26 protein-coding genes are annotated in these 26,797 nt (G+C 60.9%); 11 read left to right on the forward strand and 15 right to left on the reverse strand.

The window, feature by feature from the left end:
* Window positions 1-4 precede the first annotated feature (4 nt).
* A complete protein-coding gene (locus IB246_RS19455; protein WP_008045177.1) occupies window positions 5-805 on the forward strand; it encodes an N-acyl homoserine lactonase family protein in 801 nt (266 codons plus the stop codon).
* Window positions 806-915: 110 nt separating this feature from the next.
* On the opposite strand, the gene IB246_RS19460 is transcribed toward IB246_RS19455, so the two are convergent.
* Both IB246_RS19460 and IB246_RS19465 read right to left on the reverse strand, forming a co-directional pair.
* On the reverse strand, window positions 916-2,346 hold the full coding sequence (locus tag IB246_RS19460) for a PLP-dependent aminotransferase family protein (RefSeq protein WP_008045179.1): 1,431 nt from the start codon (window positions 2,344-2,346) through the stop codon (window positions 916-918).
* A gap of 221 nt (window positions 2,347-2,567) precedes the next feature.
* A complete protein-coding gene (locus IB246_RS19465) occupies window positions 2,568-3,272 on the reverse strand; it encodes a hypothetical protein (protein ID WP_008025424.1) in 705 nt (234 codons plus the stop codon).
* Between IB246_RS19465 and IB246_RS19470 the strand changes: the two genes are divergently transcribed.
* Entirely contained in the window at window positions 3,272-3,466 is a 195-nt protein-coding gene (locus IB246_RS19470) for a hypothetical protein (RefSeq protein WP_157222794.1), read from the forward strand. The two genes, IB246_RS19465 and IB246_RS19470, sit on opposite strands and share 1 nt — an antisense overlap.
* A gap of 28 nt (window positions 3,467-3,494) precedes the next feature.
* On the opposite strand, the gene IB246_RS19475 is transcribed toward IB246_RS19470, so the two are convergent.
* Genes IB246_RS19475 through IB246_RS19485 form a run of 3 tightly spaced genes read right to left on the reverse strand, consistent with a single transcriptional unit; the run spans window position 3,495 to window position 6,278 of the window.
* Complete coding sequence (locus tag IB246_RS19475; protein ID WP_008036634.1) at window positions 3,495-3,995, reverse strand: DUF6622 family protein; 501 nt, start codon at window positions 3,993-3,995, stop codon at window positions 3,495-3,497.
* 52 nt (window positions 3,996-4,047) lie between these two features.
* Entirely contained in the window at window positions 4,048-5,565 is a 1,518-nt protein-coding gene (locus IB246_RS19480; protein WP_008036633.1) for a sensor histidine kinase, read from the reverse strand.
* A complete protein-coding gene (locus tag IB246_RS19485) occupies window positions 5,562-6,278 on the reverse strand; it encodes a response regulator transcription factor (RefSeq protein ID WP_008025429.1) in 717 nt (238 codons plus the stop codon). The genes IB246_RS19480 and IB246_RS19485 overlap by 4 nt, the downstream gene beginning before the upstream one ends.
* Before the next feature lie 150 nt (window positions 6,279-6,428).
* Here IB246_RS19485 and msrB point away from each other — a divergent pair, with 150 nt between their 5' ends.
* The 3 genes from msrB to msrA are packed head-to-tail and all read left to right on the forward strand — an operon-like array spanning window position 6,429 to window position 9,496.
* Window positions 6,429-6,947 (forward strand): peptide-methionine (R)-S-oxide reductase MsrB, encoded by a 519-nt coding sequence (gene msrB / locus IB246_RS19490; protein WP_008036632.1) that lies wholly within the window; start codon window positions 6,429-6,431, stop codon window positions 6,945-6,947.
* 34 nt (window positions 6,948-6,981) lie between these two features.
* Window positions 6,982-8,757 carry a cytochrome c biogenesis protein DipZ gene (locus tag IB246_RS19495; protein WP_008036631.1) on the forward strand — a complete coding sequence of 592 codons (1,776 nt, stop codon included), beginning with the start codon at window positions 6,982-6,984 and terminating at the stop codon, window positions 8,755-8,757.
* Between the two features lie 31 nt (window positions 8,758-8,788).
* Window positions 8,789-9,496: a peptide-methionine (S)-S-oxide reductase MsrA gene (gene msrA, locus IB246_RS19500; protein ID WP_008036630.1), complete on the forward strand. Its 708-nt coding sequence runs from the start codon at window positions 8,789-8,791 to the stop codon at window positions 9,494-9,496.
* 16 nt (window positions 9,497-9,512) lie between these two features.
* Here the strand turns inward: msrA and IB246_RS19505 are convergent, their stop codons facing one another.
* Complete coding sequence (locus tag IB246_RS19505; protein WP_008036628.1) at window positions 9,513-10,526, reverse strand: sensor domain-containing diguanylate cyclase; 1,014 nt, start codon at window positions 10,524-10,526, stop codon at window positions 9,513-9,515.
* Window positions 10,527-10,591: 65 nt separating this feature from the next.
* Window positions 10,592-11,497 (reverse strand): LysR family transcriptional regulator, encoded by a 906-nt coding sequence (locus tag IB246_RS19510; protein WP_008025440.1) that lies wholly within the window; start codon window positions 11,495-11,497, stop codon window positions 10,592-10,594.
* A gap of 102 nt (window positions 11,498-11,599) precedes the next feature.
* Here IB246_RS19510 and IB246_RS19515 point away from each other — a divergent pair, with 102 nt between their 5' ends.
* Entirely contained in the window at window positions 11,600-12,775 is a 1,176-nt protein-coding gene (locus IB246_RS19515; RefSeq protein ID WP_008036627.1) for an aspartate aminotransferase family protein, read from the forward strand.
* Window positions 12,776-12,862: 87 nt separating this feature from the next.
* Here the strand turns inward: IB246_RS19515 and IB246_RS19520 are convergent, their stop codons facing one another.
* From IB246_RS19520 to IB246_RS19530, 3 genes are all read right to left on the reverse strand, one after another.
* Window positions 12,863-13,378 carry a hypothetical protein gene (locus tag IB246_RS19520; protein WP_008036626.1) on the reverse strand — a complete coding sequence of 172 codons (516 nt, stop codon included), beginning with the start codon at window positions 13,376-13,378 and terminating at the stop codon, window positions 12,863-12,865.
* 137 nt (window positions 13,379-13,515) lie between these two features.
* Window positions 13,516-15,438: an alkaline phosphatase D family protein gene (locus IB246_RS19525; RefSeq protein ID WP_008036625.1), complete on the reverse strand. Its 1,923-nt coding sequence runs from the start codon at window positions 15,436-15,438 to the stop codon at window positions 13,516-13,518.
* Window positions 15,439-15,500: 62 nt separating this feature from the next.
* Window positions 15,501-16,067 carry an NAD(P)H-dependent oxidoreductase gene (locus IB246_RS19530; protein ID WP_008036624.1) on the reverse strand — a complete coding sequence of 189 codons (567 nt, stop codon included), beginning with the start codon at window positions 16,065-16,067 and terminating at the stop codon, window positions 15,501-15,503.
* Window positions 16,068-16,159: 92 nt separating this feature from the next.
* On the opposite strand from IB246_RS19530, the gene IB246_RS19535 reads away from it, so the two are divergent.
* Window positions 16,160-17,059, forward strand: coding sequence for a LysR family transcriptional regulator (locus IB246_RS19535; protein ID WP_008036623.1), 900 nt, complete (start codon window positions 16,160-16,162; stop codon window positions 17,057-17,059).
* Window positions 17,060-17,274: 215 nt separating this feature from the next.
* Here the strand turns inward: IB246_RS19535 and IB246_RS19540 are convergent, their stop codons facing one another.
* A complete protein-coding gene (locus IB246_RS19540) occupies window positions 17,275-18,066 on the reverse strand; it encodes a VacJ family lipoprotein (protein ID WP_008036622.1) in 792 nt (263 codons plus the stop codon).
* A gap of 167 nt (window positions 18,067-18,233) precedes the next feature.
* Between IB246_RS19540 and IB246_RS19545 the strand changes: the two genes are divergently transcribed.
* The 4 genes from IB246_RS19545 to IB246_RS19560 all read left to right on the forward strand — a co-directional run bounded on the left by IB246_RS19545 (window position 18,234) and on the right by IB246_RS19560 (window position 21,240).
* Window positions 18,234-18,944, forward strand: a complete 711-nt coding sequence (locus IB246_RS19545; protein WP_008036621.1) for a response regulator — start codon at window positions 18,234-18,236, stop codon at window positions 18,942-18,944.
* On the forward strand, window positions 18,941-20,299 hold the full coding sequence (locus tag IB246_RS19550) for an ATP-binding protein (protein ID WP_008036620.1): 1,359 nt from the start codon (window positions 18,941-18,943) through the stop codon (window positions 20,297-20,299). The genes IB246_RS19545 and IB246_RS19550 overlap by 4 nt, the downstream gene beginning before the upstream one ends.
* A gap of 55 nt (window positions 20,300-20,354) precedes the next feature.
* Window positions 20,355-20,807 carry a hypothetical protein gene (locus IB246_RS19555; RefSeq protein ID WP_008036619.1) on the forward strand — a complete coding sequence of 151 codons (453 nt, stop codon included), beginning with the start codon at window positions 20,355-20,357 and terminating at the stop codon, window positions 20,805-20,807.
* A 91-nt stretch (window positions 20,808-20,898) separates the two neighbouring features.
* The gene (locus tag IB246_RS19560; RefSeq protein ID WP_008025459.1) at window positions 20,899-21,240 is read left to right on the forward strand and encodes a potassium channel family protein; all 342 of its coding nucleotides are present in this window, start codon (window positions 20,899-20,901) and stop codon (window positions 21,238-21,240) included.
* A gap of 379 nt (window positions 21,241-21,619) precedes the next feature.
* Here IB246_RS19560 and IB246_RS19565 read toward each other — a convergent pair whose 3' ends face one another.
* From IB246_RS19565 to IB246_RS19580, 4 genes are read right to left on the reverse strand one after another with little or no spacing between them, the layout of a single operon-like run.
* On the reverse strand, window positions 21,620-21,841 hold the full coding sequence (locus IB246_RS19565; RefSeq protein ID WP_008025460.1) for a formate dehydrogenase subunit delta: 222 nt from the start codon (window positions 21,839-21,841) through the stop codon (window positions 21,620-21,622).
* Window positions 21,838-24,714 carry a formate dehydrogenase subunit alpha gene (fdhF, locus tag IB246_RS19570; protein WP_008036617.1) on the reverse strand — a complete coding sequence of 959 codons (2,877 nt, stop codon included), beginning with the start codon at window positions 24,712-24,714 and terminating at the stop codon, window positions 21,838-21,840. The genes IB246_RS19565 and fdhF overlap by 4 nt, the downstream gene beginning before the upstream one ends.
* A complete protein-coding gene (locus tag IB246_RS19575) occupies window positions 24,711-26,267 on the reverse strand; it encodes a formate dehydrogenase beta subunit (RefSeq protein WP_008036616.1) in 1,557 nt (518 codons plus the stop codon). The genes fdhF and IB246_RS19575 overlap by 4 nt, the downstream gene beginning before the upstream one ends.
* Complete coding sequence (locus tag IB246_RS19580) at window positions 26,267-26,743, reverse strand: formate dehydrogenase subunit gamma (protein ID WP_008025466.1); 477 nt, start codon at window positions 26,741-26,743, stop codon at window positions 26,267-26,269. The genes IB246_RS19575 and IB246_RS19580 overlap by 1 nt, the downstream gene beginning before the upstream one ends.
* Window positions 26,744-26,797 lie beyond the last annotated feature (54 nt).

Here is a 26,797-nt window from a genome sequence, read left to right on the forward strand (position 1 = left end):
GAATATGTCCGTTCCTGTGTACGAAGTGTTCGCCATCCGAGTCGGCGCCAATGCCCAGCGCACTGCCCGGGAGAACTTTCTTTACGACGCCTGCTGCGGTGATCCGAATGCGTCGATGCCGCTGGATTACTACTTCTGGGTCATTCGTAATGAGCAGCAGGTGATTGTGGTCGACACGTGCTTTCAACCCGCGACAGCGGATCGGCGCAACCGTCAGATGTACCGCCTGCCGGAAGAATCCCTACGTCAACTGGACATCGATCCGGGGCAGGTCGAGAACCTGATCCTCACCCATTTGCACTGGGACCACGCCGGCAACCTGGGGTTGTTTCCGAAAGCCACGGTGCATTTGCAGGAAGCGGAGCTGCGTTTCTGCACCGGACCGAAAATGGCCCATCGCACGGTGAACAAAACCTACGAGGTCGAGGATGTGATGTCGGCGTTGCCACCGCTGTTCGAGGGACGCTTGCGCTTGCATACCGGCACGGTCGAGGTGGTTCCCGGCGTGACGCTGCACCCGGTGGGCGGCCATACGCCGGGTAGCCAGGTGGTGCGGGTGAACACCGCACGCGGGTGGATTGTTCTGGCGTCGGATGCGGCGCATTTGTGGGCGAACATTCGCCAGCGCAGTCCGTTTCCGATCATTGATGATCTGGCGCAGACGCTGGAAGCGTTTATCGAAATCGACCGTTTGGCCGATGGCGAAGACCACGTCATTCCCGGCCATGACCCGTTGATCGCCGAGCGCTTTCCGCATTGGAACGATGACCCGCACATCATCTGCCTGCACGCCAACCCCCTGTAGGAGCGAGCGGTGCGGCGTTCCGACTTGCCCGCGAAGAACGATAACGCGGTTCTCCTGAATGACCGCATTATCGTTCTTCGCGGGCAAGCCTCGCTCCTACAGGAAATACGTCAGCTCTGGTTTTTGAGGAGCTGGCCGAGGGTCGCCAGCGCCTCATCAATCTTCGGCGAATACGGCGCCCCACAACCGATCCGCACAAAGTGACTGAAGCGCTGGGCGTTGGAAAAGATATCCCCAGGCAAAATCTGGATGCCCACCTTCAACGCCGCATGAAAAAACGCCATGGACGCCTGTTCAGCCGGCAGTTCCACCCACAACAACGTACCGCCCCGTGGATGGGTGATGCGGGTGCCCGGTGGAAAATAGCGAGTGATCGCCGCACTCATCTGTTGGCGCTGCTGTGTCAGCGTTTTCCTCAAGCGGCGCAGGTAACGTTCGTAGGACGGCGTCTTCATGAACGCACTGACCGCCAGTTGCGACAACGCTTCACAACCTCGGGACTGCGTGTGTTTGAGCATTTCCACGCGGTCGTGCCACTGCCCGGCGCTGATCCAGCCCAGGCGTATGCCCGGCGCCAGCGTTTTGTTCAGCGACGCGCAGTAGATGACGTTGTCGGTGCGATCCCAGTGTTTGAGCGTGGATAACGGCTGCTCGGTGTCCACCAGGTCGCCGTAGGTATCGTCTTCGATCAGCACGGTGCCGTGCTCGGCACACAATTGCACCAGCCGCGCCTTGTGGGTGTCGGGCATGATGCTGCCGAGCGGATTCTGCAGATTGGGAATGACGATCAGCGCCCGAATCCGTTCGGGGCCTTGCAACAGCTGTTCGAGCGCGAACAGATTGATGCCCGAATGGGCCGTTGCCGGGACTTCGAGCACTCGCAAGTTCAAACTTTCGAGAATTTGCAGCAGGCCGTAAAAGGTCGGGGATTCCACGGCCACGGTGTCGCCGGGGTGGGTCACCGCACGCAAGGCCAGGTTGATCGCTTCGGTCGCGCCGTTGGTGATCACCATTTTCTCGGCGCTCAGGTTGGCCTTTGCCGTCAACGCTCGCCGGGCAAGGATGTTGCGCAACTCGATGTTGCCGCAGGTCGGGCCTGTCGCACCCAGCAGTTTCTGATCCTGACGCAATGCCTTGCTCATATGGTCTTGCAGAATCTTCAACGGATAGAGTTCCGGCGCGCAGTAGGCACTGGCGAAATTGACCTTGACCGTCGCGCGTTGGCTGGCCTTGAGTACCGATGACACTTGCTCGTGAATGCCGAGATAGACCTCGGTATCAAGGGGCGCAGGCGTTGTGGTCACGACCGGTTTGGGCAAGGTGTCCGGCTGGCGAATGTAGTTGCCGGAACGCGGACGGGCTTCCAGGACGCCATAGTCCTCAAGCTCCCGGCACACCTGCACCGCGGTCGACAGGCTGACGGCGTGTTTTTCCATCATCAGCCGAATGGAGGGGAAGCGTTCCCCGGTTTTCAAGGTGCCGCTGCGGATCGCGTCGAGGTAGTGGTTGGCTAACTGACGATACAAGGGGGTCGGGTGCATGATGACCTCAGCAATCGCACCACTGAGGTCTTGGGCTGGAAAGAAAGTTGACGTTCCCCGCAGGCGGACCCGTGGTGCTCAAGGGTTAAGGGAAGTTTTTTTCTGGCGTCGATACACAGAGAGTAATCGCGCTTTTGCCGGAATCGCGGGCAATAAAAAGCCCCGCTCTAGGGCGGGGCTTTTAGGTCAGTGGCGCTTGAGGCGCTGCTGAGCGGGAAGTGTTACTGCGCGGCGATGCTGTAGCCATCGAACGCGGTTTGCTGCTGAAGCGCGGTGATGATGTTTTTGCGGTTAACGGCGTGTTCGGTTCCGCTACTGTCCAGGAACGATTCGCTTTCCAGCTCTGCTTCATCGCCTTCGCCGACAAAGGTAAAGCCGAGGAACTCCAGGGCCTCACGGTCAACGTTGAGGCGCGAACGCGGAGTGCGCAGCGGCAGCGTGACGCTGATGCCGTCCTTGCTGATGGTGAACACTTCGACATCTTTCTTGGCGCGGGCCGTTTTGCTCTTGCCACTGGTTGGGTTGCTGATGGCCTGATGCGTCTGGTTCAGTACTTTCAGGGCCAGACCGTAGACGATCTCCTGAAACGCAGGATCGTCCTTGAAGCTGGAAAGGATCCGGCTGATCGAGAATTTGCTGCTCAGGTCTTCAAGGGCCGCGATATCGGCCGCCTCGGCGTCCTTGAGTTGCTTGAGTTCGCCCATCAATTCATAGGCTTTATCGTCGTCGAAGCGGTCGTGGGCCTGGCGAATCGCGGCGCGCAGCTCGCGGATCTGGTCGCTTTCCCGGGTGGACTGGAAAGCGTCCAGCACCATCTCGGCGATGGTCTTGGCCTGGGGCACGTGCTGTGAAAGATTGATGGAGTTTTCGTATTCCGCTTTGGACGACAAGGTGACTACGGATTCAGCGGTATTGGAATCGGACATTGAAATTTCACTACTTCTTTAACTTGAATTGGGGCGAAAAAGCACAGGGCTTTTTCAGGCCGCCTAATCTATTGGACCTGCGCGGCGTTGTCACGGGTGAACAGGCGAGCGGGCAAAAGAACTGGATAACACCACCTTGTAGGAGCCGGCTTGCTGGCGATGGCGGCGTGTCAGTCGATACCAATATTGACTGACCCTCCGCCATCGCCAACAAGCCGGCTCCTACAGGATGGCGGGCTTCAGGGAGCGGAACGTTTGATAAAACCGGAATGAGCGTCCGCAGAACAAACCGCTCGAAAAGCCCGATGCACACGCCTTGAGCAACACCATCGGCAGCGTGGCCGAATGCTGCGGATCAACCTCGGCCTGGTAGCCAAAGTAATAGTTAACAGCGAAAAACAGCAGGTAAAGCACCAGGGTTTTTGCTGTGCCCGGCACGATCAACCCGGTTTGCGCTTGATCCAGCTCGACACCCTTGCGCGAAAAAATCACCAGTGCGACGACGCTGCCCACGATCACCGCAGCCAGCCAGCAACTGATAGAGAGTGAGAAGTCGGGTGTCAGATTCAACGAATACAGCGACCAGCCCAGCAAAATCGGCGGTGTGATCAGCAGTGAAAACTTGCTTTCACGGGTCGGGGACAGGGCTTTGATGCCGTAGTAACAGAGCAGCAGAAATATTGCATAAACCCACAGCGGGGTGTTTTCCAGAGTGTTGAGCATCGAGCAGCGTCCTTGCCGAAAAGTGAAGTCGGGATCATAGCGGTTGCGGCGACTATTTCCCCGGTGAATTCAGATTCATCGACCGCACCGCCCATTGCTCTGCGGTTTGCTGATCAACCGGCAGTGTGAAGCGGAACGTTGCACCGCGCCCGGGCACGTCGATCAGCTGGATATCGCGACCGTGCAGTTGCAGGATCCGATGCACGATTCGCAGCCCGAGTCCGCCATCGCGCCTTGCCCCGCCAATGTTGAACGGGCGCAGGAACAACCCTTCGCGCAGTTCTGGCGCGATGCCGGGCCCGGTGTCGCTGACGGTGACTTCGACGAAAGACCCTTGAGGGCGCAGGCTCAGTTCGACTTCCCCACCTTGGGCGGTGTGGCGCAGAGCGTTGTCGAACAGATTGGTGAGCACCCGTTCAATCAGCCCCAGATCGGCGCAGGCGGCTGCAACGTTGGGGGCAAAGTTGGCTTTCAGTTCGACCTGACGCGCCTCGGCGGTCAGTTCGAATTTCTGGAAGATGTCCTGCACCAGGTCGGTCAGGGAGAAGCGCTCCAGCACCGGTTGCACAAAACCATGTTCCAGTCGCACCAGCTCCAGCAGCGATTGCGCCAGACCGCCGACTTTGCGGCTTTGATCCAGGGCGATGCCGAGGTAGCGGCGGCGGTCGGCGGGGGACAACGTGGCGTCCTTCATCGACAGGGTTTCCAGGTAACCGTGCAGGGAGGCCAGCGGCGTGCGCAAGTCGTGGGAAATGTTCGCCACCAGTTCGCGGCGTTCCTGATCCTGGCGGGTCAACGAACGCCATTGTTCACTGAGGCGCGCCTGCATCTGTCGGAAGGTGGCGTCGAGAATGGCAATTTCATCGTGGCTGGCGGTTTTTTCCACCGGCGCTGATTCAGGAGGCGTGGCCGGGACGCCATCGATGTCGAACTGGCTGACGGTTTCGGTCAGTCGACGCAAAGGTCGGGTAATCAGTGCAAACGCGGTGAGACCGGCAATCAGGCACAGCAGTGCGACCAACCCGATCGATAACAGGGCGGTATTGAGTGCCGCACTGGTGGCGCCGCGTTCAGCCAGGCGATCGTGGTCCTCACCGAGCAGCACCACATAGAGATAACCGGCCGGCTTGCCGTCAACTTTCAGCGGCGCGGCGCTGAACACCTTGCGCGCATCGGCGCTGCGCGGGTCGTCGCCGAGAATCGGCAGGGCATCGCCTTTGAGCAGGCGCTGGATCGGCGCGAGGTCGATCCGCTCCCGATGAATCCGGCCCTCGGGCGCGGCGCTGCCGACAATCTTGCCCTCGGTGTCGAGCAGATAGACCTCGACACTGGGATTGACCAGCATCAGTTTGCTGAACAGGTCACGCACGGCATTGGGCATCAGGCCCTGGGTGTCCATCAGCACGGTGTCACGGGCGATGTGCTGGGCCAGATCCCGCGACAGCCCTTGCACCACTTCCTGTTCATGCATCTGGTTGGAACGTACCTGCATCCATGCCGAGGTGCCGCAGCACACCAACAACAGCACGGCGAACACCAGCGACAGCCGCTGGGTGAGGGTCAGCCTCATGGCTGTTCCTCCCTGGCCGCGAATTTGTAGCCTCGGCCCCACACCGTGAGGATGCGCACCGGTTGTGCCGGGTCGGCCTCGATTTTCGCGCGCAGGCGGTTGATGTGGGTATTGACCGTGTGCTCGTAGCCTTCATGGCTGTAACCCCACACGGCATTGAGCAGGTCCATGCGCGAGAACACCTTGCCGGGCTGGCGGGCGAAGAAATACAACAGGTCGAACTCCCGTGGCGTGAGGTCGAGGCGGCGACCGTCAAGGGACACGTCGCGGGTGATCGGATCGATGGCGAGCCCGTCCGTGATCAGGCTGCCGGCGTCCATTTTCAGGTTGCGGGCCATGGCGTCGACCCGCCGCAACAGCGCTTTGACCCGGGCGACCAGCTCGAGCATGGAAAAGGGTTTGGCCAGGTAATCGTCGGCACCGAGTTCCAGCCCCAGAATCCGGTGCACTTCACTTGAGCGTGCGCTGGTGATGATGATCGGTGTGTAGCGGGCCATGGCGCGGGCGCGCCGGCAGATTTCCAGGCCATCGACGCCCGGCAGCATCAGGTCGAGGATCAGTGCATCCCAGCTTCCTTGCTGCAGCATTCGCATGCCTTCATCGCCATCGGCGCAGTGCACCACCTCGAACTGCTCATCACGAAGATGCAGGCAGATAAGGTCGGCGATATGCAGGTCGTCCTCGACCACGAGGACGCGTTTGGTCGGTTCCATCAAGCTCAATCCTTCGGCGCAATGAGCGCATTGTGCGGGTTTTCCGGGGCCAGAGTTATCACGAATTGTTTAACTTCCCGTGAGGATTTGGCGATCAACCCAAGCCTAGGCTGTGTTCCATGAAAGGCACTTTGGATTTTGGAGACGGCCATGTTTTCACGGCGACAATTTCTTGTAGCGAGCGGCGGGCTGGGGGTTGCAGCCCTGGCGATCGGTGTATTGCCAAAATTTGCGGCCAGCTATGCGCTGGTCAGCGAGGCCAGCGCGGCGGAGGTTTTCGAGGTGACGCACACTGACAGCGAATGGCGTGCCCTGCTCAGTGACGAGCAGTACGAAATCCTGCGGGAAGAGGGCACCGAACGGGCTTACAGCAGTGCGCTGAACAATGAGCATCGTGATGGAACCTTTGCCTGTGCCGGTTGCGATCTGCCGCTGTTTTCCTCTGCCACCAAGTTCGACAGCCACACCGGCTGGCCGAGTTTCTGGGCACCGCTGGACAAGGCGGTGGCGACCCGTCAGGACCGGTCCTTTGGTGTGTTGCGCGAAGAGGTTCACTGCCGGCGTTGCGGCGGTCATCTGGGCCATGTCTTCGACGATGGGCCCAAACCCACCGGTCTGCGCTACTGCATGAACGGTCTGGCGATGACCTTCAAGCCACAGGCGGCTTGATTCCTTTTTCTCTCATTTCCTGCAGGTCGACGCTATGTGGCTTCTGATCCTCGCTTATCTCGGTGGTGTGCTGACGATCGTCAGCCCGTGCATTCTGCCGGTGTTGCCGTTTGTCTTCGCTCGCACCGGGCAGCCGTTCATGAAGAGCAGCCTGCCGCTGCTGGCGGGCATGGCGCTGACCTTCGCGCTGGTCGCTTCATTGGCGGCAGTGGGCGGCGGTTGGGTGGTGCAACTCAATCAGTATGGACGTTGGCTCGCGCTGGTGTTTGTCGCCCTGTTCGGGCTGACGCTGTTGCTGCCGCAGTTGGCCGAACGTCTGACGCGCCCGTTGGTGGCGGCTGGCAGTCGGTTGTCAGAGGCGGCGGGCGCCGATGCCCGGCCGCGTCCCGGCGCTTCGTTTTTGATCGGTGTTGCCACGGGGCTGCTCTGGGCGCCGTGTGCCGGGCCAATTCTGGGCCTGTTGTTAACCGGTGCCGCGCTGCAAGGGGCAAGCATCGCCACCACCCTGTTGCTGCTGGCCTACGCCGCCGGTGCCGCCACTTCCCTTGCGGTTGCGTTGCTGCTGGGCGGTAAGGTTTTCGCCGCCATGAAGCGTTCCATCGGTGCTGGCGAGTGGGTCCGTCGAGGTTTGGGCGCGGCCATGCTGGCCGGTGTGGCGGCGATTGCGTTGGGGCTTGATACCGGGATTCTGGCGCGGTTTTCCACGGCATCTACTGGTGGTATCGAGCAGGCGCTGGTGGGCCGTTTGGCCGGTAAGACACCGAACGGCAGCGGGGCGATGATGGCGAGAACCCCGGCTGCTGATGGTGCGATGAGCGTGGCTGACAAAGCGCCGGGCACACTGCCCATCGAAGGCAAGCTTCCATCGCTGGATGGCGCCGTGCAATGGCTCAACTCGCCACCACTCGATGCCCAGGCGTTGAAGGGCAAGGTAGTGCTGGTGGATTTCTGGACTTACTCCTGCATCAACTGCCTGCGCAGCTTGCCGTATGTAAAAGCCTGGGCTGAAAAATACCGCGATCAGGGGTTGGTGGTGATCGGCGTCCATGCACCCGAGTTCGCCTTCGAGCGCAACGTAGGCAACGTCACCAAAGCCATGAAGGACCTGGGTATCAACTACCCGGTGGCCATCGACAATGAATTCAAGATCTGGCGAGCTTTCAACAATGAGTATTGGCCGGCCCACTATTTTGCCGACGCCCAGGGGCGCATTCGTTATCACCACTTTGGCGAAGGCGAGTACGCCGAGTCGGAGCGGGTGATCCAGCAATTGCTGCGTGAAGCGGGTGCCGCCAAGGTGGATGACGGGTTGATCAATGCCAATGCCGAGGGTGTTCAACTCGCGCCGGACATGAACGAAGTGCAGTCGCCGGAAACCTATGTCGGCTACCAGCGCTCGGAGCATTTCGTCCCCGAAACCAGTCTGGTTCCCGACAAGTTGACGACCTACAACCCTCCGCCGCAACTGGCCCTGAATGACTGGAGCCTGGGTGGTCAGTGGACGGTCGGTTCGGAGCGGGCCACTTCAAGCGCGCCCGCCAGTCGCATTGTCTACCGCTTCCACGCACGTGATTTGCATCTGGTACTGGGCCCCGGCGCAGACGGCAGACCGGTGCGCTTCAAAGTGCTGATTGACGGAAAAGCCCCCGGCGATGCCCACGGTACGGACGTGGCACCCGATGGCAGCGGTAGCGTCACCGAACAACGTTTGTATCAGCTGGTGCGCCAGTCCGGCGCAGTAACGGATCGGACGTTCAGCATCGAATTTCTCGATCCGGGTGTCTCGGCGTATGCCTTTACGTTCGGTTGATCGCCACTTCACTGATTCAGGAGTCAGCCTCATGAAAACCCTGTTCACCTTGCGTCGCACCCTGTTGGGACTGGCCGCCGCTGGCGTCATCGGCCAATGCTCTGCGTTCTCTTTCGGGTCCACCGAAGACGCGGTCATCATCCCCGCACCCACCCTCGACGAAATCACCCAGGCCCACAGCGAAACCGCCGTGTTCGCCGGCGGTTGCTTCTGGGGCGTCCAAGGTGTGTTTCAGCATGTCAAAGGCGTGAAGAAAGCCGTCTCCGGTTACGCGGGCGGGGCGGCCGACACCGCTCAATACGAGCGGGTCAGCGACGGCAATACCGGTCACGCGGAATCGGTCGAGGTGACCTTCGACCCCACTCAGGTCAGCTACGGCACCTTGTTGCAGATCTACTTCTCGGTGGCTCACAACCCGACCGAACTCAATCGTCAGGGACCTGACCACGGCACGCAGTATCGCTCGGCGATTTTTCCGGAAAACAGCGAGCAGCAACGTGTTGCCCAGGCCTACATAGCCCAGCTCGACGCTGCGAAATCGTTCAACAAACCGATCGTCACCAAACTGGAAACCTATAACGGTTTCTACCCGGCAGAAGAGGAACATCAGGACTTTCTGACTGAACACCCCACCTATCCGTACATCGTTATCAACGATCTACCGAAAGTGGCGCAGTTGAAGAAGTTGTTTCCGGAGCGGTATCAAGAGAAACCGGTGTTGGTGAAGGCGGGGATGTGAGGGGCGAGAAAAACGCTTACCCCGAAATCACATTCTTGCCCGCCACTTTCGACCGATACAACGCTTGATCAGCCCTGGCCAGCAGCCCGGTCTGTTGTTCTTCTTCAAAGCGTTGTACGACGCCAAAACTCATGGTGACTTGAAAGTCTCCCACTGGCAGCAAACTGGCGACGCTATGGCGGATTGTCTCCGCGAGGTTTCTGGCGTCGGCCAACGGGGTATCGGGAAGAATGATGATGAACTCGTCACCGCCCCAGCGCGCCAGCAAGTCGCCGTCGCGTACGCAATGTTTCACGCTCTGGACAACCTGCACCAGCGCGGCATCCCCCAAGGCATGACCGTAGTGATCGTTGATGTTCTTGAAGTCGTCGATGTCCATGGCAATCAGCGACAGCGGCTGTCGGAAGCGCTGGGCGCGATCACATGCCTGAGGAAGGTCCTTGCTCAGGCGATGGCGATTGGCGATTGTGGTCAGTGCGTCGGTTTCCGCCAGTTTGCGGTTTTCTTCGAGCTGAATCTGCAGTTGCTGGTTGACCCGGGATAACTCGCGGGTGCGTTCTTCGACGATGGCTTCGAGGGATTTGTTCTTTCGTTCAAGCTCTTCGAACAAGCGCTTCTTGTCTTCGATGCTGCGGTGCGCACCGACCATGCGCGCCACCGAACCGTCGGCGTTGCGGGCGAGTACGTAGCCGCGGTCTTCGACCCAGGTATAGCTACCATCCTGCATGCGGCAGCGATACTCGGCCTGATAGCCGGGAGCCTGTTGGCTCAGGTAGGCGTCAAACAGGGCCATGACCCGTGGGTAATCCTCGGGATGCATCACCGATTCCCAGGTGAATACCGTGTTGTTGAGGGAATGAGGCGCATAGCCGAGCATTTCGTACCAGCCGCGGTTGCGGTAAACGAACCCGGTATTGGCGTTCCAGTCCCAGATGCCATCACTGACCAGTTCCAGGATGGTGTGCAGCATGTCTTCGTTCAAATCCGACAGATTGAACTTCAACGCTTCAATATCCGAGGCCCCATCCATCACTGCTCTCCCTGACCAAAGCGACCCGCCAGTCGAGGAGATTAGTCGATGGTGCATTCAACCGCCTAGTGCTTGCCCCACATCGCCATGGCGAAGTCGACGAAACGGCGTAATTTCGGCAAGCGGTAGCGATCCTGAGCGTACATCAGGCTCATTGGCCGGCTCGGCGGCGGGTAATTCGGCATCAAGGCCACCAGTGTTCCGTCTTTGAGGTCTTGTTCTACCAAGGCGTCGGGTAACAGCACGATGCCCATGCCGGTGCGTGCCGCCTGATGCAAACCGGCGGAGCTGTTGATCAGCATCGGTCCACTGACCGCCACCGCTACCTCGCCTTCGGCCCCGCTCAGACGCCATTCCTTTTCCACCGATTGCCAGTCATCACCGGCCGGGTAGGCGAAGGACAGGCAGTCGTGGTGTCGCAGGTCATCAGGTTTTTCCGGGTTGCCGCGACGCGCCAGGTAGATCGGCGATGCGCACATGGTCAGGGTGTAGTCCACCAGTGGACGGGCGATCAGGTTGGTCTGTTCCATGTTGCCCAGACGAAACGCTACGTCGATGCCGTTTTCAAGCAGGTCCGGGCGGCGGTTGGTGAGGACCACATCCAGTTTGACGCGTGGGCACAGCAGGGCGAATTCGCTAAGCGCCGGTGCCAGTTTTTCCGTGCCGAAGGTCAGCGGTGCGGTAATGCGCAGGGTGCCGCTCGGCTCGTCGAGGGCCTGCTCGGCCAGGCGTTCGGATTCGGCCACCAGTCCCAGCACTTCCAGGCAGCGTTGATAGTACGCGGTGCCAAATTCCGTCAGCCGTTGGCGCCGGGTCGTACGGTTGAGCAAGCGCACACCCAGACGCTGCTCCAGTGCCCGCAGGTGATTGCCCACCATGGTGGTGGACATTTCGCACTGAAAAGCGGCGGCGGTCATGCTGCCGGATTCCACTACTCTTACGTACACGGTCATTGCCTGGAACAAATCCATTATCAAGCCCGACTTTAAAATGATTGAAGTATTGCAGCGTTTATCCAGTTCAGGTGGCTAACCATACTGCAAAAACACCGACCATTGATGGAGCTTGATGTCATGACCGCCGCCTGCCTGATGAGTACTTACCAACCGCTGGCACTGAGTTTCAGTAAAGGCCTGGGCACGCGCCTGTGGGATCAGGCCGGTCGTGAATACCTGGACGCGGTGGCGGGCGTGGCGGTGACCAACGTTGGGCACTCTCATCCTAAAATCGTCTCGGCGATCAGCGAACAGGCCGGTCTGCTGCTGCACACCTCCAACCTCTACAGCATCGACTGGCAACAGCGGCTGGCGCAGAAACTGACGCGGCTGGCGGACATGGAGCGGGCGTTCTTCAATAACTCCGGTGCCGAAGCCAACGAGACTGCGCTGAAACTGGCGCGGCTGCATGGCTGGCACAGAGGCATCGAACAACCCTTGGTGGTCGTCATGGAAAACGCGTTCCATGGCCGGACACTCGGCACCCTGTCCGCCAGCGATGGCCCGGCCGTGCGCCTGGGGTTCAATGAACTGCCGGGTGATTTCGTCAAAGTGCCGTTCGGCGACCTCAAGGCGCTGGACAAGGTCCAGCAGGCCCACGGCGCAAGAATCGTGGCAATCCTGATGGAGCCGATCCAGGGTGAAAGCGGTGTGCAACTGGCCCCGCCCGGTTACCTCAAGGCCGTGCGCGACCTGTGCAATCGGCGTGGCTGGCTGATGATGCTCGATGAAATCCAGACCGGCATCGGTCGCACCGGCCAGTGGTTTGCGTTCCAGCACGAAGGCATCGTTCCGGACGTCATGACGTTGGCCAAAGGCCTCGGTAACGGCGTCCCCATCGGTGCCTGCCTGGCCCGGGGCAAAGCCGCCGACCTCTTCACCCCCGGCAGCCACGGCAGCACGTTCGGCGGTAATCCACTGGCCTGCCGCGTGGGTTGCACCGTGCTGGACATCATCGAAGAACAGGGCCTGCTGGCAAACGCCAAAATACAGGGCGAACGCCTGCTTGCGAGATTGCGCACCGAGTTGGCCGATGACCCGAACGTGCTGGCGATTCGCGGCCAGGGTTTGATGATCGGCATCGAACTCAAGCAACCGATCCGCGACCTGACCCTGATCGCCGCCCGGGATCACGCCTTGCTGATCAACGTGACACGGGGCAAGACCATCCGCCTGCTGCCACCGCTGACGATTGATGAGCGCGAGGTGGAGATGATTGTCAGAGGGGTTGGTCGGGCGGTGAAAACGGTCTGAACGACTTTAATGCTGACCGCTTTTTGTAGGAGCCAGGCTTGCCGGCGAAGGCGCTCTTGAGGACGCTTTCGCCGGCAAGCCTGGCTCCTACAGGTGCGGTTCGCTCTTATACGGCCGGGAATCAGCGAAGTCGGTGATGTCCGCGCGGTTCATGAGTCGCAGTTTTGAACCGGAGAACCCTTCGAACAACTGCCGATGCGCGGCAAACCCACTGGAACCTTCGCGAGCACGATAACTGCCGGCCCAGTCGAGCAAGGCGATCAGCCTCTCGTCCTGCTCATCCCGATTCGCCTCACGCAGACGAACATTGGCGACGCATTCCTCATCGTCAATACACAGCCAGATCAACGCCGTGGCCCTGTGGATAAGTTCGCTGACGATCCAGCCGTAGACACCTTCGATCACCCAGCGCTCTTCATCTGCTGCGATCCGCGCCATGCCCAGGGCTTCGGCGCGGGGGCGGGTGATGCTGTGTTCGTCGGACAGCCAGTGAAGGGTGTCTAGGTCGATCCGGGGTATTTGCAGTTGCTCGGCCAATCGCTCGGCCAGCCAGCTTTTGCCGGAACCGGAGTTGCCGATGATCAGCGTTCGGGTGAGATTCATATTCAGAACCACTGTGGGAGCGGGCTTGCTCGCGAAAGCGGTGTGTCTGTCAACATTGATGGCGGCTGACAAACCGCTTTCGCGAGCAAGCCCGCTCCCACAGGATTTGGGGATGACCAGTCATACAGGGTGTACCTTCAATCCTCAGCCTCAGGCGCCACCATCCGCGTCTTCGGCGAGCCATCCGAGTTGTGCTGGTAAATCGCCTGCGGCTGTCCTTTTTCATTAAAGAACACCTGCCCGATCCCCGCCGAATTCCACAACCGTTCACCCGCCTCGGCATGCTCCGGAACATGCGGCACGATGCGCATCCGTCGGCGCTTGGTCAGCCAGTTCAGTGGTGAACGTGGCGAATAGAGCCAGCGGTTGAGCCGGTCGAACCATTCCAGCAGCGTCGGCGGAAATTCGTTCTTGATGCCGCTGCTGGTGATCTGCCAGATCCTGGGGCCCGCCTTGCGGTGTCGGATCAGCACTTCGTAGACGAAGGAATAATGCACATCGCCTGACAGCACCACGTAGTTACCCGGTGTACGCGAGTGTCGGAAAATGTTCAGGATCACCTGCGCCGCGCCGCGATGGGCCATCCAGTTTTCCGCGTCCACCAAAAGGGGATAACCGAACCAGCTGAACACCCGTTGCACGGTTTCGATCAGCTTCACACCGAACACCGGCGCGGGCGAAACGATGATCGCCGACGGGTGATCCAGCAGTTCCTGTTGCAGTTCGCAGAGGGCTTCCCAGTCCAATAGACCCGAGGGTTGCTTGAGTGTCATCTCGCTGCGCCAGCGCCGGGTGCGGGTGTCGAGCACCACCATCGCCGGGCTGGTGGGCAGCACGTAATGCCAGTGCTGAAACTTCAGCAGCTCATCGATCAAGGCGTCCTGCACCGGGCTGTCGAGATAGCCGTCTTCCCCGGTCGCGCTGAAACCATCGGTCTTCGCCAGCACCGCGCCGAACGCATCCGGGTTGTTGCCCCAGCCCTGGCACAGCATGTAAGCAATCAGCGCGTTGCCGATGATGCGCTTGGAGAACGGGTGGCCGTAGGCCGTTTCCTCCCATTGCGCGGAAAGATTCCAGTCATCGGTAATATCGTGGTCGTCGAAGATCATCAGGCACGGCAGATGCGCGAAGGCCCGTGCGACACCGCCCAGGCCAGCCTTGAAGGTATCGATGCGCGTCTGCTCCAGCGCATAACGCTCGCGCCGTTCGGGAATCAACTTCGGCGGTTTGGGCGCGATCAGCGTCCAGGGTGTCGGCGACCACACCAGCAGGTACATGGCCATGACCTCGGCGAAGGTCACCAGATGATTGTCGGCACTGCTGCTGGTGAAAATCGGCTTGCGCGCCCCGCCGAAAAATCGCTCGCGCAGGGTTTCATTGCTTTGCAGCGCCGGTAACAAATCCGCACGGTGGTAGTAGCTGGCCGCATGCTCATAGAGCTTGGCGCTGTCGCTGACCACGGCGCCTTCGAGGTGTTCGCCGAACAATCCCAGCCGTGCGATCAAGGCATGAATGGCCCGCAGCATCGGCCCGGCGACATCGTCGGCGTACACCTGATCGCCACTCATCATCAGCAGCGCCGGGCGCTCAGTGGCCTTATGTTCCGAGGCCAGCAAATGATCGACACAAAGCAAGCCGTCGGCGGCGGGGTGATGAGGTTTGCGGCAGGAACCATGCAGCAGTTGGTCGATCCGCGAGCGCAAAACAAAATTCGGGCAGCGTGCTTCGCCATACAACAGATGCGGCGCCCATTCGGCGATGCCCGTCATCGCGTCATCAATCAGCAGGTCGTATTCGATCAACGTGTCGCAGGGCAGGGCGTTGTCGAGCGGCACATCGATCAAGTGAATAAAGGCGTGCGTTCCGACGGGAATGATCGTGCATTGCCCGGCGTCGAGGCGGATGTCGCCAACATCTTGCAGGCGCAACGTCAGCGATAACGGCCGGGTGCCCACGAGCCACAGCACCAGCCGTGAAGGCTCCAGGCGCCGCAACAGCGGCCCGACCAGAACCGGTGGCAGTGGGGTGCAGTTGTCAGGCAGTGGCAGTGATTCGGACATCCGGGTTCAAGACTCTTGGCGCACAGGCCGGCGATGATAACGCAGGTGGCTGCGGATACTTGTTAAGCCATGTGAGCGATTGGCGTATTGGTGCGTTGAAACTGCTCAATCCTGGCCCGGTATTCAGTAGCGATGACATTCAACTCCGAGCCCGGCAGCTTGTTGGCCCGATACACCAGAAACGGCTCGCTCCACGCCCATTGGCAGCGATGCGCAGTCGCGCGCAACGGTTGCAACAATTGCTCAAGGGGAAACAGGTTAACGCCGGTTTCACTGTAGGCCTCTGGCGTATTGCCCGCCGTCGCCACAATCATGATCGGCAGCCCCTCAAGCCTGGAACCCTGCGCTTCATAAGCGATGTAGTACATCTGCGTCAGCACGCGGTCCTGCCAGTTTTTCAGCAGCGCCGGGGTCGAGTACCACTGCACCGGAAATTGCAGCACCAGCCGTTTTGCCGACAACAAGCGTTGCACCTCCACGGCGGTGTCGACTTCATCGGTCGGGTAAAGCCCATACAGATCGACGATGGAGACGCCTGGCAGATCTTTCACGGCATCGAGCAAGGCGCGGTTGGCGTGTGAACGTCCCAGATCCGGGTGAAAACTCATAATCAGCGTGGTGTCGTTCATGGGATTACCCGGTTCAAGTGAAGGGAGCCACAGCGTGCCAGCGTGCTATAAATTGCTCCAATGGATGGTTTGTCTAATTAGGTATTGATTCAATGAATCTACGTTCGGTGGACCTCAATCTGTTGACCGTGCTCGATGCGTTGCTCGACGAAGCCCACGTCTCCCGCGCCGCCGAGCGTGTCGGCCTGTCGCAACCGGCGGCCTCCAATGCGCTGGAGCGTTGCCGGCATCTGTTCCAGGATCGTCTGCTCGAACGCGTACCGGGCGGCATGCAACTGACCCCCAAGGCGCAGGCCTTGCGCGGTCCGTTGAAGCAGATTCTGGGCTCGGTCAGCACGCTGATCGGCGCTGCCAGTGCCGACCTGAGTACCCTGCGCCAAACCGTGCGCATCGTCATGGCCGACTTCCCGGCGATCATCGTCGCGCAACAGTTGCACCAGCGACTGGCCGAGTTGGCACCGGGCATCGACCTGGTGATTCAACCCTGGCAGGGCGGCGAAGCGGCTCAGGAAAGTTTGAGTCGCGGCCAAAGCGATCTGGCCATGTCGGTCTTCCCGCCCCTCGGACCGGACTACACCCGCCGCCTGCTGTTGCACGAGCATTTCGTGGTGGCGATGCGCGCCGGGCATCCTGCAATTGCAGACTTCAATCTCGACCGCTGGCTGAGTTATCCACACGTGCTGGTGTCTGGCCGAGGCGCAACCTGGGGCCCGCTCGACGAGTTGTTGAAAGGGAGGGGGCTGGCGCGACGGGTCGGGATCGTCGTGCCGAGCTTTGTCATGGTTCCGGATCTGCTGTTGGGCTCGGACCTGATTGCGATGTTGCCCAGCCAGTGCCTGTCGATGCCGATGGCCAAGACGCTGCACGCCGTGCAACCGCCGATTGAGGTTGAGGGGTTTGCGGTGCATCTGGCCTGGCATAAACGCCGCGATGAGGACGCGGCGGTGCAGTGCGTAGCGCGGGTGTTGGAGGAAGTGATCGCTGCTCACTGACATCCGCCTCACCGTTGGCGACCAGCCAGCGAAACAGCTCGCTCACCGACACCGTGTGACTGCGCTCGATCCAGCGCACCAGCGCCGGGCCGTAGTGTTCGGTGTAGCGGGTGAGCACCAGTTGGCGACAGTCTGCGGACAGGCGCAGGGTGATTTCCCGGCAGTGCAGATTCGCCTCGTCGTCGCGGGTCACGCGGTGTTGAAGAATCAGGCCTTCAGAAACCATCGGCCGGTGCTCCTGTGCATTGTGGTTGAGTGTTCTTCGGCGAGCCTTGTTTGCCCTCGACCACGAAAGCGGCGCGATGCTCGGCCACCACATTGCGCAACGCGCTGTAATAGTCCGGCAGTTTTTGCAGGCTGTCGGTCAGCGGCAAGACTTCGGCTCGGCCATCGACGATGTCGCCGACGGTGTTGATTGTTGAGAGCGTGTCCACGGTATCGCTGTTGTCGCCGAACGGGTCGACCACGAAACTCAGCACACGCCCGGCCGCATCGCGGCTGTTGGACGTGCCGAGCAACGGCAGTTCGACGATTGGCCCGTCGCCGATGCCCCACACGCCGAAGGTCTGGCCGAAGTCGGCTTTATGACGTGGAATGCCGGCCATGCCGGAGACGTCGATCAACCCCACCACGCCCACCGTGGTATTCAACGCGAACCGCCCCAGCGTATTGACCGAACGCATCGGGTTGCCTTGCAGCAGGTCGTTGATAAACACCTCGGGCTCGCCGAAGTTCGCCACGAAGTTATGCACACCCGTCTGGAAAAAGTCCGGCGTGTGGCGATAGCCGCGAGCGACCGGCGCCAGGGCGTAGTCATCCACCACCCGGTTAAACGCGAAGACCCCGCGATTGAGCGGTTCCGCCGGGTCGTACACCGAATAGGCGATGTCGGCGCAGCTCACTTCGGCGCTGGACGACGGCTGGCTGCTGCAGCCCGCCAACCCGGCGGCCAGCACGGCAATCGAGGTGTTGCGGGCCAGCCAGGGAGCACATTTGAAAGGCAACATGGACGCGAGTCTCGGGAGGAATTGGCGGCGATGCTGGGCCCCGAGCCTTGCGCAAAGATGTCCGGTTTATTGCGCCGCTGTCGTTTTATTGCAGGATTGAAATATATGACGCGCTGCCGTGAATGGTTTTAGATGACGGTTCCATTCGCCCCGTTAAGTGACCTTCGGTGAACAGCCTTTTAATTGTCGACGACGACCTTGAAGTCCTCGATCTGCTGAAAAAATTCTTCGTCCAGCACGGCTACAGTGTCGAGGTCGCCACCGACGGCGCGTCGCTGTGGGCGGCCATCGAGCGCAAGGCGCCAGACCTGATCATTCTCGACGTGATGTTGCCCGGCGACAGCGGGCTGATCCTGTGCCAGCAACTGCGCATCCGCCACGCGATCCCGGTGATCATGCTCACCGCCATGGGCGAACTCAGTGATCGGGTGGTCGGCCTCGAACTCGGCGCCGACGATTACCTGACCAAACCCTTCGACGCCCGCGAACTGCTGGCCCGAGTGCGTGCCGTGTTGCGCCGCGTGGAGGACCGTCGACCGCTGGCGCAGGAACGTCCACGGCCGCTGATCGACTTCGCCGACTGGCACCTCGACGTCACCCGCCGGGAACTGCGCTCGCCGGATAACGTGATGATCCCGCTGTCGGCCGGTGAGTTTGATTTGTTGCTGGTCTTCGTCGAACACCCGCAACGCATCCTCACCCGCGAGCAGCTGCTGGACCTGGCGCGCGGGCATTGTCACGACGCGTTCGACCGCAGCATCGACGTGCAAGTCAGCCGCTTGCGACGCAAACTCGAATCCGACACCAAGCGCCCGGCGATGATTCGCACCGTGCGCAACGGCGGCTACCTGTTCACTCCAAGTGTGACGCGGCGATGAGCTGGCTGAAGCGGATTCGCCGGGACACGGTGGCGCGCTGGATCGCCCTGACCATCATCCTCGCCATGCTCATTTCGCTGGCGCTCAACGGGTTGTTCATCCAGCTCGCCGGCGTCTGGGCGCGGCCGCCGCTGACTGAAACCGGGCTGCTGGAAAAAATGGCCGCCATCACCCGCGTCATCAAGGCGGCCCCGGTGCCCCTGCGCAGCCAGTTGGCACAAGCTGTCAGTGATGAAGGCTTTACCGTCAGTTGGCACCTTGATCGACGTGAGCTCAACCTGCCGCCGGTGGAGGATCTGGATTCCGAAATCGGCTCGACCCTCTTGCAGCCGTTGCTTAAATTCGCAGGTCGAATCCAGACCTACGAGCCGGCTGACTGGGCGGAACCCTCGGCTGACGCGCATTACGCGTTGCTGATCGAGCTGCCCGACTCGTCCTGGCTGATGTTTTCCGCGCCCTCACGCAGCTGGGGCCTCGACGAAACGCCGCGTTACCTGATCGTCATCCTGCTGGTGCTGATCTCCACCGCGCTGGTCGCATTGATCGCCACCCGCCGCCTCGCCACACCCTTGCAGCGCTTCGCCGAAGGCGCCCGACGCTTCGGCATCGATTTCCGTGCTCCGCCCATCGAACCCCTCGGCCCCCAGGAAATCCGCCAGGCGATCCTCGCCTTCAACGCCATGCAGGCCCAGTTGCAACACTTCATCCGCGACCGCACGCAAATGCTCGCGGCCATCTCCCACGACCTGCGCGCACCGTTGACACGAATGCGCTTGCGCGGCGAATTCATCGAGGATGCCGAGCAACAGCAGCGGCTGTTTCGTGACGTGGATGAAATGCAGGCGATGATCAATTCTGCGCTGGAATTCTTTCGGGACGATGCGAGGCTTGAACCGGCGACCCAGTTTGATCTGGCGGAACTGCTGCAAACCTTGCGCGATGATTACCGGGATCAGGGTGTCGAGATTGCCTTCAGTGGACCGCAACGGCTGGTGTATTTCGGGCGGCCGTTGGGGCTTAAGCGGGTGATGACCAATCTGCTGGATAACGCGATCAAGTACGCCAGTGAGCCCGCGATTGAGCTGATGCCTGATGCGGGGGAAGTGCGGATCAACGTGCTGGATCGTGGCCCGGGAATTCCGCAGGCCAGTCTTGAGCAGGTGTTTGTGCCGTTCTTTCGTCTGGAAGGGTCGCGGAATAAAAGCACGGGCGGGGTAGGGTTGGGGTTATCGGCTGCACGGGCGATTGTGTTGGAGCACGGCGGTGAGCTGACGCTGCGCAACCGGTCGAAGGGCGGGTTGGCGGCGTTGGTGGTTTTGCCGGTGCATCCGGGGACAGGATTCGGACTACAGTGAATGATCCATGCAGTTCGCGGGCGCTGGGGAAGGCGCAGATCAGAGGAGAGGACTTATGAAACGGATCATCTTGCCGGCACTGGCCGCCATGATGTTGGTGCAACTCCCGGCCTATGCCATCAACGACAAGTACCGCAAACAACTTGAGCAATCCGGTTGCACCCAGGTCAGCGAGACTCAGGGCTGCGATATCCACAAGAGCAAAGCGGAAAACGCCAAGGCCGGATTCACCAACCCCGCGGCGGACAGCACAAATACCCAGACGCCTTACGCCGGGCAATGGGTCGCCAAGAGCGATACCGGCGCGACCGTTGCGACGATTCGTATCGATGCCAAGGAGCAGGTCTGGGTCAACGGCAAGCGGGTCAATGCCAAGCGCACCGATGGCACGCTGCAGTTTCATCAGGGCAAACTCACCTTCACGATTCAGGGCGATCGGCGGTTGCAGAATGAGGATTACTGGACCGACAGCGATGCCGGGACCAAGGGGCCGATTCAGATCGAGTAGCCATTACATCCTGGGACGCGGCATCGATTTCCAATACTTGTGCCAAGCTGATGAGTGTCAATCCGCCTGCCGCCCTCAGGAAACCCACGACATGAAGCCTGCAAATACGTCGAACATCCGTCGAGAGTTCTACAAAGCTGTCGGCTATTACCTTCGAGTTGTCTGGCCTATCCTTTCCACCATGCTGATCGTCATCGTCACGTGCGGCCTGATCATCAGCTACCTGGAAGGTTGGGATCCTTTCGACGGCATCTATTTCGGCTTCGTGACCGGCTTGACCATTGGCTATGGTGAGCTCGTGCCGAAGTTGCCGGTTTCGCGGATATTGGCAATATTGCTCGGGTTCAACGGCGTGCTGCTCACGGCGATCTTTGCGGCGATCAGCGTGCGGGCGATCGAGATCGCGGTGCGGGTGACCGATGGCGATAAATAAGGCGGAACACCACACACAACCCCTGTAGGAGCGAGCCTGCTCGCGATAGCGGTATGTCAGTCAATAATGATGGTGACTGACACACCGCTATCGCGAGCAGGCTCGCTCCCACAGGTTTTTTCGTCGTTTTCTAGATCTACGTCCCCCAACCCACCCCGCTGACCGCCTTTGCGGCGATCAGCGTGCGGGCGATTGAGATCGCGGTGCGGGTGACCGGTGGCGATAAATAAGACGTGCAAACATTGCACACAACCCCTGTGGGAGCGAGCCTGCTCGCGATGCAAGTCCATACAACGCGGGCATCCAGACAGCCCGCGTTATCGTTGACGTCCATCGCGAGCAGGCTCGCTCCTACAGGTTTTTTCGTCGTTTTCTAGATCTACGCTTCCCAACCCGCCCCGCTGACCGCCTCTTGCGCCAACGGATGCAAATCCGCCCCCTGATGCTCTGTCTGCCAGGCCAGCAACTCCTTGCGCATGCCCGGCGTCCAGTACATCTGCAGATGATTACGCACACCGAGCACGGCCTGTTTCCGGTCCGGTTCGGTGGCGAAGTACTGGGCGATCTGGTTGACCATCTTGATCAGGTTGGCAGTGCTCATCGGCGCACCTCCGCTTTAGCGCCTTGACGGCGTTCCTTGAGCAAACGGTGCTGTTCGTCAGTGAATTCCTGGAAGCGTTTTTGCCACTCGGACGGGTGGTAGACGCGGCTGACTTCCACGGCGGTGACCTTGTACTCCGGACAGTTGGTGGCCCAGTCGGAGTTATCGGTGGTGATCACGTTGGCCCCCGATTCAGGGAAGTGGAACGTGGTGTACACCACGCCCGGCGCAACCCGTTCGGTGACTCGCGCACGCAGCACGGTTTGCCCGGCGCGGCTGCCAATGCCCACCCAGTCGCCTTCGTTGATACCACGGCTTTCAGCATCGGTCGGGTGGATTTCCAGACGGTCTTCGTCGTGCCACGCGACGTTCTCGGTACGCCGGGTTTGAGCGCCGACGTTGTACTGGCTGAGGATGCGTCCGGTGGTCAGCAGCAGCGGATAGCGGTTGTTGACCTTCTCCTCGGTAGGCACATAACCGGTGAGCATGAACCGCCCCTTGCCGCGCACGAATTGATCGATGTGCATGGTCGGCGTGCCGTCCGGTGCGGCGGCGTTGCACGGCCATTGCAGGCTGCCGTGGCGGTCCAGTTCGGCGTAGCTGACGTTGGTGAACGTCGGTGTCAGGCTGGCGATTTCATCCATGATTTCCGATGGGTGTTTGTAGTTCATCGGGTAACCCAAGGCATTGGCCAGCGCCACGGTGCCTTCCCAGTCGGCCTTGCCGCCCAGAGGGTCCATGACCTTGCGGACCCGCGAGATACGGCGCTCGGCGTTGGTGAAGGTGCCGTCTTTTTCCAGGAACGAAGCGCCCGGCAGGAACACATGGGCGAACTTGGCGGTTTCGTTGAGGAAAATGTCCTGCACCACCACGCATTCCATGGCCGACAAGGCCGCGGTGACGTGCTGGGTGTTCGGATCGCTCTGGGCAATGTCTTCGCCCTGGCAATACAGGCCCTTGAAACTGCCTGCCAGTGCCGACTCGAACATGTTCGGAATCCGCAGGCCCGGATCGGGTTGCAGGGTGACGTTCCACGCCTGTTCGAACTGCGTACGGACCGTTTCGTTGGAGATGTGCCGGTAGCCGGGCAACTCGTGGGGGAAGGAACCCATGTCGCAGGAACCCTGCACGTTGTTTTGCCCACGCAACGGGTTCACGCCGACGCCTTCGCGGCCGATGTTGCCGGTGGCCATGGCCAAGTTGGCGATGCCCATCACGGCGGTGCTGCCCTGACTGTGCTCGGTGACGCCCAGGCCGTAATAGATCGCGGCGTTGCCGCCAGTGGCATACAGGCGAGCGGCGGCGCGGATGTCGGCAGCGTCGACGCCGCAGACAGGGGCAAGGGCTTCCGGCGAGTTTTCCGCACGGCTGACAAACTCGCTCCAGCGGGCGAAGTCATTGCCTTCGCAACGGGCGTCGATAAAGGGCTGGTCTTGCAAGCCTTCGGTGATGATCGTGTGGGCCAGCGCGTTGAGCATGGCGACGTTGGTGCCGGGGCGCAGGGCCAAGTGATATTCGGCGCGGGCGTGCACCGAGTCCACCAGATCGATGCGACGTGGGTCGATGACGATCAGCCGCGCACCTTCACGCAGACGGCGTTTGAGTTGCGAAGCGAACACCGGGTGAGCGTCGCTCGGGTTGGCGCCCATCACCAGGATCACGTCGGCCTGCATCACCGAATCGAAACTCTGGGTGCCGGCGGACTCGCCCAAGGTTTGTTTCAAGCCATAACCGGTCGGCGAGTGGCAAACCCGCGCACAGGTGTCGACGTTGTTGTTGCCGAACGCAGCGCGCACCAGTTTTTGCACCAGATAGGTTTCTTCGTTGGTGCAACGGCTGGAGGTGATGCCACCAATGGAATCGCGGCCATATTTCTGCTGCAAGCGACGGAATTCGCTGGCGGCATAGGTCACCGCTTCATCCCAGCTGACTTCCTGCCAAGGGTCGCTGATGTTCTTGCGAATCATCGGTTTGGTGATGCGATCCGGGTGGGTCGCGTAGCCCCAGGCAAAACGACCTTTGACGCAAGAGTGGCCGTGGTTGGCCTGACCGTTCTTGTCCGGAACCATGCGCACCAGTTGGTCGCCTTTCATCTCGGCGCGGAACGAGCAACCCACGCCGCAATAGGCGCAGGTGGTGATCACGCTGCGTTCCGGCTGGCCCAATTCGACGACGCTTTTTTCCATCAGCGTCGCGGTAGGGCAGGCCTGCACACAGGCGCCGCAAGACACGCATTCCGAATCGAGGAAATTCTCGCCACCAGCAGCCGCCACGCGGGATTCGAACCCGCGCCCGGTGATGGTTAGGGCAAAGGTGCCCTGGGTTTCTTCACAGGCGCGCACGCAGCGGTTGCAGACGATGCACTTGCTGGGGTCGTAGTCGAAATAAGGGTTGGAGGTGTCTTTCACATCCTCCAGATGGTTTTCGCCTTCATAGCCGTAGCGCACTTCCCGCAGGCCGACCTGACCGGCGACGGTTTGCAGTTCGCAGTTGCCGTTGGCCGAGCAGGTCAGGCAGTCCAGCGGGTGATCGGAGATGTACAACTCCATGACATTGCGGCGCAGCGTTGCAAGTTTTGGCGTCTGCGTATGCACGGTCATGCCTTCAGTGACCGGCGTGGTGCAAGACGCCGGATAGCCGCGCATCCCGTCGATTTCCACCAGGCACATGCGGCAAGAACCGAAGGCTTCCAGGCTGTCGGTAGCGCAGAGTTTCGGAATGGTGGTGCCCATCAGCGCAGCGGCGCGCATCACTGAGGTGCCTTCAGGCACGCTGATGCTGCGACCGTCGATGTTCAGGGTGACTTGCACCTGGCTTTCGCGAGCGGGAGTGCCAAGGTCGATATCGGTTTTCGGGTCGAAGAGAGTAATCATTGCTCGGCCTCCGAAGGCTGCAGACCGAAGTCGGCGGGGAAATACTTGAGGGCGCTGGTGACCGGGAAGGGGGCCATGCCGCCCAAGGCGCACAGCGAACCGTATTGCATCGTGTCGCACAGGTCCTTGAGGATGATCACCTGCGCATCGCGTTCGCTCTGGTCCGGCGCGGCCAGCATCCGGTCGATAACCTCAACGCCCCGGGTCGAGCCGATGCGGCAAGGTGTGCATTTGCCACAGGATTCTTCTGCGCAGAACTGCATGGCGAAACGGGCCATTTGCGCCATGTCCAAGGTGTCGTCAGCCACGACCACACCGCCGTGACCGACCATCGCGCCGATGCCGGCGAAGGCCTCGTAATCCAGCGGTGTATCGAATTGCGACGGAGGTACCCAGGTGCCGAGCGGGCCGCCCACCTGCGCGGCTTTCAGCGGACGACCACTGGCGGTGCCGCCGCCGTAGTCTTCCACCAATTCCCGCAAAGTCAGGCCAAAGGCCCGTTCCACCAGACCGCCGTGACGAATATTGCCCGCCAGTTGGAAAGGCATCGTGCCCATTGAACGGCCAACCCCGTAGTCGCGATAAAACTGCGCACCTTTCGCCAGAATCAGCGGCACCGAGGCCAGGGTCAGCACGTTGTGCACCAGCGTCGGTTGGCCGAACAGGCCCTGCAACGCAGGGATCGGCGGCTTGGCGCGGACGACCCCGCGCTTGCCTTCCAGCGAATCCAGCAGCGCGGTTTCTTCACCGCAGATGTAAGCGCCGGCACCGACGCGTACTTCCATGTCGAAGGCCAGACCGCTGCCGCCGACATTAGCGCCGAGGTAACCCGCTTCACGAGCAATGTTCAGCGCTGCACGCAGGGTGGCCACGGCATCCGGATATTCCGAACGGACATAGATGTAGCCGAAGGTGGCGCCGACGGTAATGCCGGCAATGGCCATGCCTTCGATCAGCAGGAAGGGGTCGCCTTCCATCAACATGCGGTCGGCGAAGGTGCCGGAGTCGCCTTCGTCGGCGTTGCACACAATGTACTTCTGGGCCGCCTGAGTGGCGCGCACCGTGCGCCATTTGATCCCGGCGGGGAAGGCCGCGCCGCCACGGCCACGCAGGCCTGAATCGAACACTGCGGTTGCGGTCTCTTCGCCGCCAATGGCGACGGCCCTTGTCAGGCCTTCGAAACCGCCGTGGGCCCGGTAATCGTCAAGCGACAGCGGCCGGGTAATACCGGCGCGGGCGAACAGCAGGCGTTGTTGAGATTTGAGATAAGGCAGCTCTTCCACCAGACCCAGGGCCAGAGGATGGCTGGCGTCTTTTTGCAGCGCATCGAGCACTGACGGCACTTCGTCTGCGGTCAGCGGACCGAAGCCGATCCGGCCTTGCGGGCTGTCCACTTCCAGCAGCGGCTCCAGCCAATACAGGCCGCGCGAACTGGTGCGCTGCAACTCCAGCGGCAGATTGCGTTCCTTGGCCTGAGTGATCAGCGCTGTGGAGACCTCATCGGCCCCAACAGCACGGGCAAGGGAATCACAGGGCAAATAAAGTGTCGGCATCACGCGTCCTCCCGGCAAGCGTCGAGCAAGGCATCGAGACGCTCAGCACTGAGCCGCGCATGCACCCGGCCATCCAGCTCCAGAGCCGGCGAACAGGCGCAGGCGCCGAGGCAATAAACGGGGCGCAAACTGATGTTGCCGTCGGCGCTGCTGCCGTGATCGTCCAGTTGCAGGCGGTCGCGCAACTGCGCGGCCAGCTCCTCGGCGCCACGGCTCTTGCAGGACTCGGCGCGGCACAGACGCAGAATATGGCGGGCCGGCGGCGAGGTACGGAAGTCATGGTAAAAACTGATCACCCCGCGAACCTCGGCCTGACTCAGGTTGAGGGCATGAGCAATCTCGGGGACGGCCACATCGGGGATGTAACCGATGCGTTCCTGAATATCATGAAGAATGGGCAACAGAGCGCCGGGGGAGCCTTTGTGGCGCTCCAGCAGGCTGTTGACCAAAGGCAGGTGCAAACTCTCATCAGGCATTCAGCAATCCTCACGGTCACGGACAAACCAGAAGGTTGTCGGTCGTCCGAAAGT

This window comes from Pseudomonas sp. PDM01, from assembly GCF_014852325.1.
Lineage (GTDB): Bacteria > Pseudomonadota > Gammaproteobacteria > Pseudomonadales > Pseudomonadaceae > Aquipseudomonas > Aquipseudomonas migulae.

What these genes read in the sequence shown, in the direction of transcription:
- IB246_RS19455 (WP_008045177.1), top strand. Translation starts at nt 5, where the DNA reads ATGTCCGTTCCTGTGTACGAAGTGTTCGCCATCCGAGTCGGCGCCAAT.
- IB246_RS19460 (WP_008045179.1), bottom strand. Translation starts at nt 2,346, where the DNA reads ATGCACCCGACCCCCTTGTATCGTCAGTTAGCCAACCACTACCTCGAC.
- IB246_RS19465 (WP_008025424.1), bottom strand. Translation starts at nt 3,272, where the DNA reads ATGTCCGATTCCAATACCGCTGAATCCGTAGTCACCTTGTCGTCCAAA.
- IB246_RS19475 (WP_008036634.1), bottom strand. Translation starts at nt 3,995, where the DNA reads ATGCTCAACACTCTGGAAAACACCCCGCTGTGGGTTTATGCAATATTT.
- IB246_RS19480 (WP_008036633.1), bottom strand. Translation starts at nt 5,565, where the DNA reads ATGAGGCTGACCCTCACCCAGCGGCTGTCGCTGGTGTTCGCCGTGCTG.
- IB246_RS19485 (WP_008025429.1), bottom strand. Translation starts at nt 6,278, where the DNA reads ATGGAACCGACCAAACGCGTCCTCGTGGTCGAGGACGACCTGCATATC.
- msrB (WP_008036632.1), top strand. Translation starts at nt 6,429, where the DNA reads ATGTTTTCACGGCGACAATTTCTTGTAGCGAGCGGCGGGCTGGGGGTT.
- IB246_RS19495 (WP_008036631.1), top strand. Translation starts at nt 6,982, where the DNA reads ATGTGGCTTCTGATCCTCGCTTATCTCGGTGGTGTGCTGACGATCGTC.
- msrA (WP_008036630.1), top strand. Translation starts at nt 8,789, where the DNA reads ATGAAAACCCTGTTCACCTTGCGTCGCACCCTGTTGGGACTGGCCGCC.
- IB246_RS19505 (WP_008036628.1), bottom strand. Translation starts at nt 10,526, where the DNA reads ATGGATGGGGCCTCGGATATTGAAGCGTTGAAGTTCAATCTGTCGGAT.
- IB246_RS19510 (WP_008025440.1), bottom strand. Translation starts at nt 11,497, where the DNA reads ATGGATTTGTTCCAGGCAATGACCGTGTACGTAAGAGTAGTGGAATCC.
- IB246_RS19515 (WP_008036627.1), top strand. Translation starts at nt 11,600, where the DNA reads ATGACCGCCGCCTGCCTGATGAGTACTTACCAACCGCTGGCACTGAGT.
- IB246_RS19520 (WP_008036626.1), bottom strand. Translation starts at nt 13,378, where the DNA reads ATGAATCTCACCCGAACGCTGATCATCGGCAACTCCGGTTCCGGCAAA.
- IB246_RS19525 (WP_008036625.1), bottom strand. Translation starts at nt 15,438, where the DNA reads ATGTCCGAATCACTGCCACTGCCTGACAACTGCACCCCACTGCCACCG.
- IB246_RS19530 (WP_008036624.1), bottom strand. Translation starts at nt 16,067, where the DNA reads ATGAACGACACCACGCTGATTATGAGTTTTCACCCGGATCTGGGACGT.
- IB246_RS19535 (WP_008036623.1), top strand. Translation starts at nt 16,160, where the DNA reads ATGAATCTACGTTCGGTGGACCTCAATCTGTTGACCGTGCTCGATGCG.
- IB246_RS19540 (WP_008036622.1), bottom strand. Translation starts at nt 18,066, where the DNA reads ATGTTGCCTTTCAAATGTGCTCCCTGGCTGGCCCGCAACACCTCGATT.
- IB246_RS19550 (WP_008036620.1), top strand. Translation starts at nt 18,941, where the DNA reads ATGAGCTGGCTGAAGCGGATTCGCCGGGACACGGTGGCGCGCTGGATC.
- IB246_RS19555 (WP_008036619.1), top strand. Translation starts at nt 20,355, where the DNA reads ATGAAACGGATCATCTTGCCGGCACTGGCCGCCATGATGTTGGTGCAA.
- IB246_RS19560 (WP_008025459.1), top strand. Translation starts at nt 20,899, where the DNA reads ATGAAGCCTGCAAATACGTCGAACATCCGTCGAGAGTTCTACAAAGCT.
- IB246_RS19565 (WP_008025460.1), bottom strand. Translation starts at nt 21,841, where the DNA reads ATGAGCACTGCCAACCTGATCAAGATGGTCAACCAGATCGCCCAGTAC.
- fdhF (WP_008036617.1), bottom strand. Translation starts at nt 24,714, where the DNA reads ATGATTACTCTCTTCGACCCGAAAACCGATATCGACCTTGGCACTCCC.
- IB246_RS19575 (WP_008036616.1), bottom strand. Translation starts at nt 26,267, where the DNA reads ATGCCGACACTTTATTTGCCCTGTGATTCCCTTGCCCGTGCTGTTGGG.
- IB246_RS19580 (WP_008025466.1), bottom strand. Translation starts at nt 26,743, where the DNA reads ATGCCTGATGAGAGTTTGCACCTGCCTTTGGTCAACAGCCTGCTGGAG.